This window comes from Paenibacillus sp. MBLB1832, from assembly GCF_032271945.1.
Classification (GTDB): Bacteria; Bacillota; Bacilli; order Paenibacillales; family NBRC-103111; genus Paenibacillus_E; species Paenibacillus_E roseopurpureus.
In genome coordinates this window covers 522,497-533,652 of the sequence record NZ_CP130319.1, presented here as the reverse complement: position 1 = coordinate 533,652, position 11,156 = coordinate 522,497, and the positions used below count along the sequence as shown (strand labels likewise).

Genomic DNA, 11,156 nt, shown 5'->3' with positions numbered 1-11,156 from the left:
GTAATAGCCCCCTACTTCGCCGTGACATAGCGAAGAACAGGCGCTTGCATGCTGTCGAGAATGCCTTGGAGAATCGTTGCCGCAGACTTGCCCGTCATCCGAGCGTCGGATGTCAGAATTAGCCGATGTGTCCAAACCGGCAGTACGAACTCTTTGATATCATCGGGTACAACAAAACTTCTTCCTTGCACATACGCCGCCGTCTGCGCAGCCCGCATTAAGGCATAGGAAGCCCTCGGACTTGCGCCAATGTAGAAATCTGCATGATTCCGCGTTGCTAAGGCCAAGCGCACAATAAATTCTTTTAACGTGTTATCCACATGAACCATGGCCGCTTCCTTCTGCAACTGAACGAACTCATCCTGCACAATGACAGGCTTCAACCCCTCCAGCGGGTGACGGTCCTGCAACCGGTCCAGCATCAGAATTTCCTGATCCTGCGACGGGTACCCGAGCGACAGCTTCATCATAAAACGATCCATCTGCGCCTCCGGCAGCGCATACGTACCTTCGTACTCCATTGGATTTTGCGTGGCGATCACAACGAACGGCTTCGGCAGCTCATAACTGGCGCCATCAATGGTCACCCGCTGCTCCTCCATCGCTTCCAAGAACGCGGACTGCGTCTTCGGCGAAGTTCGGTTGCACTCATCGGCTAGCACCACGGACGTCATTAACGGCCCTGGGCGAAATTCAAATTCACCTGTTTTTACATTAAACACAGAGACACCGGTCACATCCGAAGGCAGTAAATCAGGCGTGCATTGAATTCTCTTAAACTCGCAGCCAATCGTTCGTGCCAGTGCGCGTGCCAACATCGTTTTGCCTACACCGGGAACGTCCTCCAGCAAAAGATGTCCACCGCTCAACATCGCAATGAAAGCTCTCTCTATCGTTTCTCTCTTTCCCACTATCACTTTCTCTACGTTCATGATCATCCGTTCCACAAGAGGCTGGGGTTGATCGAAGATGCGTGTTTTCGATGCCATAGACAAGAAGCCTCCTTCTAATAAGGTATGCTTCTAGCTTTGCCAGCTCTCTACTCTTTTAGACATTAATAGCCCATAGCAAATAGCGTAGTAGGAACTAGACTATTATTTTCTTTCCAATAGAAGAAAGGCCGCAGCGCCAATGACACTTCGCGAGAATTCGCGTCCATCACGGCATCCGTAACACGTCCGCCTAGCAAATCGATTGTTTTGCGCAAAGGAACGATAATTTGACTATTCTGCATCGTCATATCTGCGAGATAATAGGAAGCCACAGGCCTCCCAAGTGTAAAAAGATGAATGCTCCGATTCGTCAAATCGTAGTCCATATCATAGATGCCGTAGTGAGCCACGGCTGATCGGGTATCTGGTTGCCACTCGACGCTTCCGCCCATCTTCTCGATCAAATAACGCAGAGGCAGCTCGATTCGATTCGCCTGCAATTGATAATGGGATGACTCTATGGAAAAAGTCCCCCCGCCTTGCACATGCACCTGCAACGGTAACGCAGCTTGTCTAGCTGCTTCGGCTTCCGCCTTCTGCTTCGCTATTGCTTTCTCTTCGGCCTCTGCCTTCGCTTTCTGTGCGAGAAGCTGCTCCGCTTCTCTCCTTGCGATCTCCGCAGCACTTGGATGTGCAGTGGCGTAAGCCTGCGTCTGCCCCAGCAGATCTTGGAAATGCTTCAAGCTCATAGTGCGCGACCATTTGGGCTTCGTGATGCTGAACTGCTTTGGTTTGACCTTGTCGGTCAGCGGTGCGAAGGCATAGCCTAACTGTTTATAGTAGCTAATGACTTTGGGCAGGACCTCAACCGAAGAATCGTGACCCGTGCCATCGTGGAACAAAATATTAATTTCATGCTCCAGCGGTGAGGCTTTCACCGTTTGCCAGATCTCATTCACGGGCACATTCGCCCGCTTCGAATCTCCGCTGTCCACGTTCCAGTCATGCACGATGTAACCCGCTTGTTCCATCAGATAATAATAATTGGCATCGAAATTCGTTGCCGTCCCGCCCGGCGCACGCACCAATTGCGGCCTGATGCCGACGATATCGTCGATCATGTCTTCCGTGCGGCTAATTTGCATCCAAAACGTTTGAAAATCGCTGTAAAGCTCTTTATACACATGATTATAGGTATGATTGCCAATGGCATGACCGTCTTTCACAATTCTTTTGAGCTCATTTGGATGCGACTTCGCTTGCTCGCCTAGCACGAAAAACGTCGCCTTCACGTCTTCCTTATCTAAAATGTCGAGCACCTGATTTGTCAGCTTGCTCGGACCATCATCAAACGTTAAATAAACGGTAGGTTGTTCTGGTGTAACATATGTACTCTCGGGTCTCAGTCTCTTCCCTGCTTGCAGCTGTTGGTACACGTCCTGTACAGCTTGTCCCGCAGCTTGAGCCTCCCCACTCTCCGCTGCCCGCGCTGGCAGCATGCCTACACAAAGTGAAACTAGCAAACAAGCAACCATGATGAAGTGAAACCGTACCTTGTTAATCTTCGAAGACTGCAGCTGTAAACGCATCCGATGATCCCTCCGCTTGTTCTATCATTTTGCTATCTGATAGAGTATATGGGCGTGGGTGAGAGAGTATGACAGAAAGAATGAGAGGGTGTTAGAAACAAAAAAGGAGAACCTCGTAGGTCCTCCTTCAACTATATTTCGCTATTCCCCTAACCCATCTCCACCACGGCATCCAACACACTCTGCACATGGTTCTTAATCTTCACTTTACTCCACTCTCTCACGATCCAGCCCTTCTCATTGATCAAAAAGGTCGATCTCACGATGCCCATATATTCGCGGCCATACAGTTTTTTCAATGCCCATACGCCGTACTTCTCCGCTACCTTATGGTCGGGGTCCGAAAGCAGCAGAAACGGCAGCTCGTACTTCGCGATAAATTTATCGTGCGATTTCATCTCGTCTGGTGAGATGCCGATCACTTCCACACCTAGCTCTGCAAATCTACCATTGTAGTCGCGGAAATCGCAAGATTGCTGGGTGCAAGTCGGTGTGTTGTCTTGTGGGTAAAAGTAAAGGACGACTTTGCGTCCCTTGTAGTCGGCTAATGAAACTTTTTCTCCATTGGATGCCTGCAGCGAAAAGGACGGTGCCTTACGTTTGCTCGCTGCGGCTTCTTTCTCTTTCTTCAATGATGCTCTCTCCTCTTACTCCGCTATTTATTCAGTCTATCCATCCATTATGCGGCATGTCGCACAGGACATCAATGGGAAGCAAGGTGTCTCAGTTTATCCGGATTTAAGACATTATACATGGCCTGAATCTGCCCGTGCTCGATACGGAACGTCATCACATTATACGGTTGTTCGTGAACATAAGCTGCAATACCCATCTGTCCATTAATCTGCGTAAGCTTGAAATGGTAGCCTTCTGGCGCTTTGGCCCGCAGGCCTGCTAGGAACATAACGATACGCTGCGCACCAACAATCGGATTGATCGCTGCATTCACCTTGCCGCCGCCATCGGAATAGAGAATGGCATCCGATTTGACAATCGCAAGCAGCCCAGCGATGTTCCCCGACGCGAGTGCTTGCACGAATTGTTCCACGACCGCTGCGGTTTGTTCCCGCACAGGCTGTTTGATTGATTCGCCGCCCCGCTCGGAGGGGACGCTGATCGCACGCTTGGCTCGCCGGAAAATTTGCCGGCAATTCGTGCTGCTTTTGCCTACCACATCCGCAATCTCCTCATAGTCGTAGTCCAGCACCTCGCGAAGCAGGAATACAGCGCGCTCCACCCACAAAAGCTGCTGCAGTAGCAGAAGGTATGCCGTGGAAAGAGATTCTTTATGAATATACGCCAGATCTGGCGCATGGTCGTCTGCGGTATCGTGAAGGAGCGGCTCTGGCAGCCAGGGGCCTACATAGACTTCCCTCTTTTTGCTGGCGGAGCGCAGGGTGTCGATGCAGCGGTTGGTCACGATTTTGCATAAATAAGCCTTCGGATTGTGAACATGGGTCAAACCTTTTTCATTGGCATACAGAAAGGTTTCCTGAACAGCATCCTCGGCATCCATCACACTGCCAAGCATCCGATACGCCAAGGCGAAAAGCAGCGGTTTATAGGTTGCAACCATGTCTGTGGAAGTGGAATCACCTGCAATTCCCAACTGGCACACCCCCGTTTCGTAGTCATTGGTCGATTTTTTAATGTACATTCTTAGCGTTATTGTTTCTTTGTTAAAATAGCCACAGCCGCACGTCTCGCACTCGCCGCGGAAGCATCCGCCAGCATTTCGCCGTGACTGACCCAATCTCCTGCTACATAAAGACCGAGTATCCCTTCAACGGATGGCCCTGTTTGCAGGTTGCTCCTCCCCTTATGCAAGGTGTCGTGAACGACCGTCATATTAGGCAGGAACTGTTTGGTCACCACTTCCTTCTCCCAACCGGGATGCAAGGTACGCATAATCGCCGTCAGAATGTCCTCATCAGCCTTGGGATCGCTCTCTCCAGGTCCGTTATATTTGATCAGATGCACGACCAAGGTCCCATCATCACTAAGCTTGGCATTCAGCGTATGATGCGAGAAAAAGATCGGCTGATCCAGCGCAAGCATGATGTCTCTATCTTTAACCGGAAGCTTTCTCAGGCCGATGTCGAGGCAAGCCGCTTTCGATGGACGTGCTTCCTCCCGCCACTGCTGCAGCTGAGTCCGTTCAGCTCCGCGAACCATCTGGTGAATCTCCGACGGTGATGCGGTGCTGAGAACAGATCGAGCCTGAATCAGCTCGTTATCCGCCAACCTAACTCCCTGTACGTTGCCATGCTCATGTACAATTTCTTTCACACTGGCATTGCCGCGAATATGAACGCCTACTTTGGCCGCTTTCTCGCGAAGTTGATCGACAATCGTTTGCCAGCCGCCGTGAGGGTAGAGCACTCCCTTCAATGAACGCTTCACCTGCACAAGTGCGGGGCCTGCCAGCAAATGATCCGTATCGTGCGAATACGTTGCCGTTCGGCACAACGCATAGAAAATATGTCGGACCATCGGATCGGCTATCTCCCGCTCGGCCCATTCCCGAACTGTCACCACTCCTTGCTTGTTAATATCACTACTGCTCAATTTGATCATCAATCGCATCAGTCCCCATTTGCCCGACCATGTGAGCAATTTAGAAGTGAGCATACTGGCTGGAGTCGCAGGCATTGGCATAAGCTCATGATGCCATAACGCCTTAACCCGCGAGGAGGGTGCGCCTCCTTCGATGTGAATGCCTAGCTCTCGCAGGATGCGATAAGCCTCTCCCGCCTTATAAAGGGCATGTCCGCCAAGGTTCAAATGAACGCCGTGCTTCTTATTCGTCATGGCCCTTCCGCCCAGCCGACTGGATTTCTCCAGCAGCAGCACCTTGCGCCCGCCTTGCGCTACTTCGATCGCACCGATTAAGCCAGCCAATCCCCCGCCAATCACTACCGTGTCCCATGTTGTTGTCATGTTTATCATCCTCCGTTTCGCTTTTACTTCCATATGGCGAAATAGGAGTGTGGTTTGTGACAAAAAAATAATCCACAAGCGAACTTTTGTGGATATTTCCCGTTGTGGATATGTTAATACACATCTCAAAAGTTATACACAATAAGGACTTTGTACCCTGTGGACTTGTGGGTAAGTTTGTGGATATGTAGTTCGGGACAGTCGCACCAAACAAACCAAAAAGAGGTTCCCTCCGCAGAGAACCTCCCTCACACTTGCCTGCTGCCCGCCAAGGTGATCCCCTTGTTCAGCCGCAGCGCCTCCTGCCAATAATAGCCCGCAATGGCAATGTCGAAAATGCCCAGACCCATGGGATTGAAGAAGATCGGCTCGGACGCATCCCATTCCCCCAACTGATCACGTAGTACGACGTCAGCCAGCGTTCGCACATCCGCCCTCTGCAACCCATATCGCTGATGCAGCTGTTCGATATCGGTCTGCTCCCGGCACACCTCGTGCCAGTCATCCACGACAATCGCCTTCACATCCGCTACACTTTCCGCCCGATAGTCCCTGAGCGATACGTTCAACAGCAACGCGCCGCAAGGCGGGGCTTCATCAATATAGCGCTCGTCAGCCACGGTACAGGTCAGAATGACATTGGCATCCCTATACCCCGTTCGCCAATCACGTGTCACACGTGTCATCCCTCGAACTTCTTCAGGAATCGAGTGCGGGGCAATGCCGTTCAGATCATAGAGACTCACCCCTGTAATCTTTTCGCCAAAAAGAGCCACACACATATCCAAATGCAGCCGTCCAATCGGCCCCCATCCGATCAAATGAAGACGGATTTCATCCAGCTGTCGAGCCGCTGCGAACTGCTTCATGACAACACCACTTACTGCTGCCGTTCGCAGTCCATTGAGCAAGCCGCTGTGGATAAAAGCAGTCGGTTCTCCTGTCGCCACATGATTCAGAATTAACGTGTTATGTGCCCGAGGAAGTCCTACCTGACGATTATTCGGAAAGCTCGCAATCCATTTAATCCCCGCCAATTGCAGATGACCGCCCACATAGGCAGGCATCGCGATGATGCGGTTGGCCGGATGGCGAAAGCGTAAGTACGGCTTCAAGGGGTGGACACAATCCCCACTGTCTTCAATTGCAACAACTTCCTGAACGATATTCGTTAGCTTCTCCCAATCGATTCCGATTTCTCGGATATGGTCATCCTGCAAATACAGCATTCCGCTAGTCTCCCATGCTAGTTACTCGGCGTATACCCGACCTCTTTGCGCACCCATTCATCGTTGTACACCGTGTTCAAATACCGTTCACCCCGATCAGGCAAAATCGCTGCGCATACCGCTCCAGGCCGTATGAATTCGCTCATCCGCCGAATCGCTGAAACGACTCCGCCGCTGGAGGCGCCAGCCAGCACGGCTTCCTCGCGCACAAGCGCGCGGCAACCCTCGACGCAGTCTCTGCCGGAGACATAGATAACCCTGTCAGCAACATCATGCCGATGCAGACTTGGCGTAATCCCAGCGCCTAATCCTGGAAAGTTCCTCGGACCTTTGGCCCCCCCGAAAATACTACTGCCCTGCGCATCCACAGCGACAATCTGTGTCGCCCATCCACAGCTTCGAATCTCCTCCATACACCCGCGAATCGTCCCGCACGAGGAGACACCGCAAAATAAATAATCGATCTCGCCCAACTGCTCGCCGATTTCCCGCATTGTCGTTTCGCGATGCGCCTTCGCGTTGTCCAGACTTCCGTACTGATTGGTCCAGTAGGCGTTCGGAATCCCACTAACCAACTCAGCCACACGGCGAATCCGCGCTGGCAGGAACTCGCCTGTCGCCTCATCCGGCTCGGAGACAAGATCGATTTCTCCGCGCAAGCTGCGGATAATCTGAAGATGCTGCCGCGTTGTCCGGGGATCCACGACACAGATAAAGCGCAGCCCCATATAGCAGCAGAGCTGTGCCAAGCTGATCGCCAAATTGCCCGAGCTCGACTCCACGATGACGCTATCACGCGTCACTTCACCCCGTCGAATCGCTTCGCGCAGCATAAATAAGGCAGGACGATCCTTGGCGCTGCCGCCAGGGTTCATCCATTCCATTTTGCCATACACCTCAAAGGGCTGATCCTTGAATAATCGCGACAGCCGAATGAGCGGCGTGCTTCCGATCGCTTCCACAATACCACCTTCAAGCTCCATCCGCTTCCCCTCCATTACGTGTAAAAAATCTTTTTATTTTTCACAGATGTCCGGTGGTGTGCGTCTTCATAGGTGCCTGCCATGACCTGAATTCCTTCTAAAAGCCGCGCCCTAATCATCATCCCGATGGCAGGAATTCGATTCTCGATGTCCGTCCGAATGCTGTCCAGAACCGCTTGCTCAATCTGTGACCTATATACATAAACCGCCAAGGCGTTCCCCTTCACTTCCACGCGAATGCTGGCATCTCGCACATGGCTGTATACGACATCTTCTAGGTCATAAATGCTGATTTTTTCCCCATGCTTCAGATCCGGTCCAATTCGTTTCACAATACTTTGAAAGCTTGGCGTCAGGACACCGTCTATGTCGATCGTTCTCAAATCGCGCACTACATCGTACGTCACATACCGCAGCGCCGGGAACGAATCTCTGACCGTCGAGGTCAGCACCAATACTTGCTCCTGCTTATCCGCGAGCGGGTCCATCTCAATTCCCAACACGTCCACCGAGACCCCTTCGGCGATAATTCCCTCTGTAAACACATACCTGCCAACCTCATGTGCCCAATAGGCGATCGTCCCGATCTCAATGGAACCATACGTATCTGTGATCTGCGTCTCTGCTATACCAAGCCTTTCGGCTGCTCGCTTCCGCCAGGCGGGCGAAGCAATTTCTCCAACCAGAATGACATGCCGAATGCCATAGGCGGCTGGATTCTCCGAAGCGAGCAACAGTCGATCCAGAATCGACGGCATCGTGTAGAGCACTTCAGGTCTGAAGTTTTGCAGCCGTTCAATGTGAGCTTCGATCGGAAGCTGGAACGATACCGATTCGACCTCCATGCCGAGTGCTCGGAATACATCAACCGCTGTGGCCTCCGCGTGCCCCGTGCCCATATCCGCCATCGCCGTTCGATAATGCGTGCCGTTCAGTATCCTTTTAAACACATCCAATTTAATGCGTAAGTACGCTTCCTCATCCGCTGGGGAATACAAAATCGTTTTCCGTCGCTTCCCGCTCGTACCCGATGTCTGGTAACGGTTCATATCCGTTTCATTCAGCAAAGGATTGGTCGGTGTATAGTAAAATTCCTCCAATACGTCCGATGTTACGAGCGGCAATGCAGTCAGCAGCTGCGACTCATTTTGCGCCATGTCAACAGCAGGCTCACCTTCCAGCAGCAGCCAAGGGAATTGACGCTTCAACGTGTGTAACATTTCCTTGAACAGCATGGTGTGTAGTTCCTCCTCCCGCGGCGCTAGGGCACCTGTCTGCAAACAAATACCCCGACTACATATCCTATGCGGTAATCCCGCCCATCGTTCTTCACTTACAAAAGCGTCAATCCCCTCCTCACCTGTCCCCCTGTGCGGGCATATGGTAGTAAAGTATCCATTCAAGTTACAGCTCCAGTTCCAGAGAGAAAGGATCGAGCCATGTCATCATCATTGAAAGCTATCTCGAGTAAAATGATAAAAACACGCCTATTGCTGCGCAATCGCGCTTTGCACCCGTATGTGCCTGCGACACATCCTTTTGACCGAGTAAATCTATATGCGCTGCTCACCATGCACGGCATGGTCTATGTCAAACCCGATGTCGGATCCTTAGGGATCGGCGTCATGCGTGTGGAAAAGCAAGGGGGAACCTATCGCTACCAACGCGGCGTGCAGATTTACAGCTTGCCGACGTTCGATAAGCTGTACGCTTCCCTTTTGCAGCAATGCGGCACGAAGCGCTACCTTATTCAGAAGGGGATTCATGTGCTTAAGCATGAGGGCAACCCCTTCGATTTCCGGGTCATGATTCAGCGCAATCCCGCTGGAAAATGGGTGTGCACAGGTACCGTCGCGCGCGTCGCCCATCCAGACAAAGCCGTGACGAACGGTAGCCAAGGCGGCACCATCTACGATCCGTCCGATCTGTTAAAGCCCAAATTGGGGCAGGAGGCAACGGATGCGCTTCAGCGCAAAATGGAGCGCATCGCCTATTTGACCGCCGATCAATTCGGTCGTGAGTATCCAGCGATGCGCGAGCTCGGGCTGGATATTGCGGTCGACGGTAAGCTGAGACCGTGGATCTTGGAGGTCAACACGCGACCGGACCCGTGCCCGTTCACGAAATTGGCGGATCCCCGCATCATCCGCCGAATCGTCCAGTACGGCCGCGCCAATGGCCGGATCTATGATTTGACCTGCTCGAAGGCGAAGAGGGCGCCGCGGCCGTAGGGGGTGCGGTTGGGCACGAGCGGGATATGCCGAAAGCAGCCCTTTTGGTAGCTGTGCCTCCCAAATTTGGACGCCCACAAGAGAAACTAGCTGAGATGTCTGCTGAGACTCCCGAAATGGGCGGCTCAGGTGCGGCAGATGCATAATTGGTGCGTATCTGCAGGAATTTATGTGCTAAATGTTCCATTAGAGGAAATTGCTGCTAAAGTACATCAATTTGACGCGAATATCGGAATTTGGCTCGAATACAGGAGAAAATCCTGCACAATTGCAGGAACTCCTCCTCCCAAGAAGCGGATGCCACGAATATCCTGCACATTTGCAGGAACAGGTAATCTGGGTACTATCCACCCGCCCTCCAAGATCCATCACTCATACGCCAATACCTCAACTAGTCCCACAATCAACATGAAAAAGACTGCCCAGCGAAATATCGCCAAGCAGTCTTTTCCAACATAATATGCAACTATGAACCCGCGCCGCGGTACCTTTTCACACCAATGTTCCAGATCGTGATGCCCAGAATGCTGAAGGCGATGCCTACAACTGGGGTCAATAGCGCAAACCATTTCCAATTCTCGGGATCGATGAAATACGCAGCTGGGTAGAAGCCAACGAACGCAAATGGCAAAATCCACGTCAGAATACTTCGCAGCAGCTTGTTATAAATCGTCGCTGGGTAGCGGCCATAGTTCTGAATGTTCCAGATTAATGGCAGGATACCCGTCGGCGCATCGGAGAAGAACGCCAGCGCGGTCAACGAAACGTATACGCCTGCATAAATGAGAATGGAGCCCAGCACCATGACAATGAAGATCAACGGGTCATGCCAGTGGAAAGGCAGGTCCAACTTCACCCAGGAATAGATCATAACGACCATACCTGCCAATGCACTGAACAGTGAGGCGGGATCGAGATTCTCCAGCATCAGCTGCCACAGGTTATACGCAGGCCGCGTCAGAATGCGATCCATCTCTCCTTTGATAATATAGCGCTCGCTAAAGCCCCATAAATTAAAAAAGGAAATAAATATGCCATACGGGATCATAAAATAACCGTAGATGAACAAAATTTGTTCTTGATTCCAGCCGCCCATCGATTGCGTTTGCAAAAAAACGACAAGAATGAAGAATAGATTTAATCCATTAAATAGTAAGTCGGACAGTACTTCAATCCAGAAATCGGATCGGTAGGTGAGCCGTGTTTTCATGTAATTTTTAAAATAGTCGAAAATGAGGGTGATATAGAACAT

Annotated in this window: 10 protein-coding genes; 1 reads left to right on the top strand and 9 read right to left on the bottom strand. The window is 51.5% G+C overall.

Translation table 11 applies throughout. From position 1 onward, the window contains the following. Window positions 1-11: 11 nt before the first annotated feature. The 8 genes from MJB10_RS02525 to MJB10_RS02490 form a co-directional block, all read right to left on the bottom strand. Window positions 12-989, bottom strand: coding sequence for an AAA family ATPase (locus MJB10_RS02525; protein WP_314801446.1), 978 nt, complete (start codon window positions 987-989; stop codon window positions 12-14). 65 nt (window positions 990-1,054) lie between these two features. Next, entirely contained in the window at window positions 1,055-2,521 is a 1,467-nt protein-coding gene (locus tag MJB10_RS02520; RefSeq protein WP_314801443.1) for a polysaccharide deacetylase, read from the bottom strand. Between the two features lie 149 nt (window positions 2,522-2,670). Then, window positions 2,671-3,153: a thioredoxin-dependent thiol peroxidase gene (bcp, locus tag MJB10_RS02515; RefSeq protein ID WP_314801441.1), complete on the bottom strand. Its 483-nt coding sequence runs from the start codon at window positions 3,151-3,153 to the stop codon at window positions 2,671-2,673. 71 nt (window positions 3,154-3,224) lie between these two features. Then, complete coding sequence (locus tag MJB10_RS02510; RefSeq protein ID WP_314801438.1) at window positions 3,225-4,097, bottom strand: RNA polymerase sigma-70 factor; 873 nt, start codon at window positions 4,095-4,097, stop codon at window positions 3,225-3,227. An 89-nt stretch (window positions 4,098-4,186) separates the two neighbouring features. Further along, entirely contained in the window at window positions 4,187-5,461 is a 1,275-nt protein-coding gene (locus tag MJB10_RS02505; protein ID WP_314801435.1) for a phytoene desaturase family protein, read from the bottom strand. A 248-nt stretch (window positions 5,462-5,709) separates the two neighbouring features. Continuing rightward, window positions 5,710-6,690 (bottom strand): 2,3-diaminopropionate biosynthesis protein SbnB, encoded by a 981-nt coding sequence (locus MJB10_RS02500; RefSeq protein ID WP_314801433.1) that lies wholly within the window; start codon window positions 6,688-6,690, stop codon window positions 5,710-5,712. A gap of 17 nt (window positions 6,691-6,707) precedes the next feature. Beyond that, window positions 6,708-7,673, bottom strand: coding sequence for a 2,3-diaminopropionate biosynthesis protein SbnA (gene sbnA, locus MJB10_RS02495; protein WP_314801430.1), 966 nt, complete (start codon window positions 7,671-7,673; stop codon window positions 6,708-6,710). Between the two features lie 14 nt (window positions 7,674-7,687). Next, window positions 7,688-8,908 (bottom strand): AMP-binding protein, encoded by a 1,221-nt coding sequence (locus MJB10_RS02490; protein WP_314801427.1) that lies wholly within the window; start codon window positions 8,906-8,908, stop codon window positions 7,688-7,690. A gap of 237 nt (window positions 8,909-9,145) precedes the next feature. Between MJB10_RS02490 and MJB10_RS02485 the strand changes: the two genes are divergently transcribed. After that, window positions 9,146-9,904, top strand: coding sequence for a YheC/YheD family protein (locus MJB10_RS02485; protein ID WP_314801425.1), 759 nt, complete (start codon window positions 9,146-9,148; stop codon window positions 9,902-9,904). A 466-nt stretch (window positions 9,905-10,370) separates the two neighbouring features. Here MJB10_RS02485 and MJB10_RS02480 read toward each other — a convergent pair whose 3' ends face one another. After that, window positions 10,371-11,156: an ABC transporter permease gene (locus MJB10_RS02480; RefSeq protein WP_314801423.1), complete on the bottom strand. Its 786-nt coding sequence runs from the start codon at window positions 11,154-11,156 to the stop codon at window positions 10,371-10,373.

Bases quoted from the DNA above. Each gene is read 5' to 3' on its own strand.
- MJB10_RS02510 (WP_314801438.1), bottom strand. From the start codon at position 4,097: ATGGTTGCAACCTATAAACCGCTGCTTTTCGCCTTGGCGTATCGGATG.
- MJB10_RS02480 (WP_314801423.1), bottom strand. From the start codon at position 11,156: ATGTTCTATATCACCCTCATTTTCGACTATTTTAAAAATTACATGAAA.
- MJB10_RS02490 (WP_314801427.1), bottom strand. From the start codon at position 8,908: ATGCTGTTCAAGGAAATGTTACACACGTTGAAGCGTCAATTCCCTTGG.
- MJB10_RS02505 (WP_314801435.1), bottom strand. From the start codon at position 5,461: ATGACAACAACATGGGACACGGTAGTGATTGGCGGGGGATTGGCTGGC.
- MJB10_RS02485 (WP_314801425.1), top strand. From the start codon at position 9,146: ATGATAAAAACACGCCTATTGCTGCGCAATCGCGCTTTGCACCCGTAT.
- MJB10_RS02520 (WP_314801443.1), bottom strand. From the start codon at position 2,521: ATGCGTTTACAGCTGCAGTCTTCGAAGATTAACAAGGTACGGTTTCAC.
- MJB10_RS02525 (WP_314801446.1), bottom strand. From the start codon at position 989: ATGGCATCGAAAACACGCATCTTCGATCAACCCCAGCCTCTTGTGGAA.
- sbnA (WP_314801430.1), bottom strand. From the start codon at position 7,673: ATGGAGCTTGAAGGTGGTATTGTGGAAGCGATCGGAAGCACGCCGCTC.
- MJB10_RS02500 (WP_314801433.1), bottom strand. From the start codon at position 6,690: ATGCTGTATTTGCAGGATGACCATATCCGAGAAATCGGAATCGATTGG.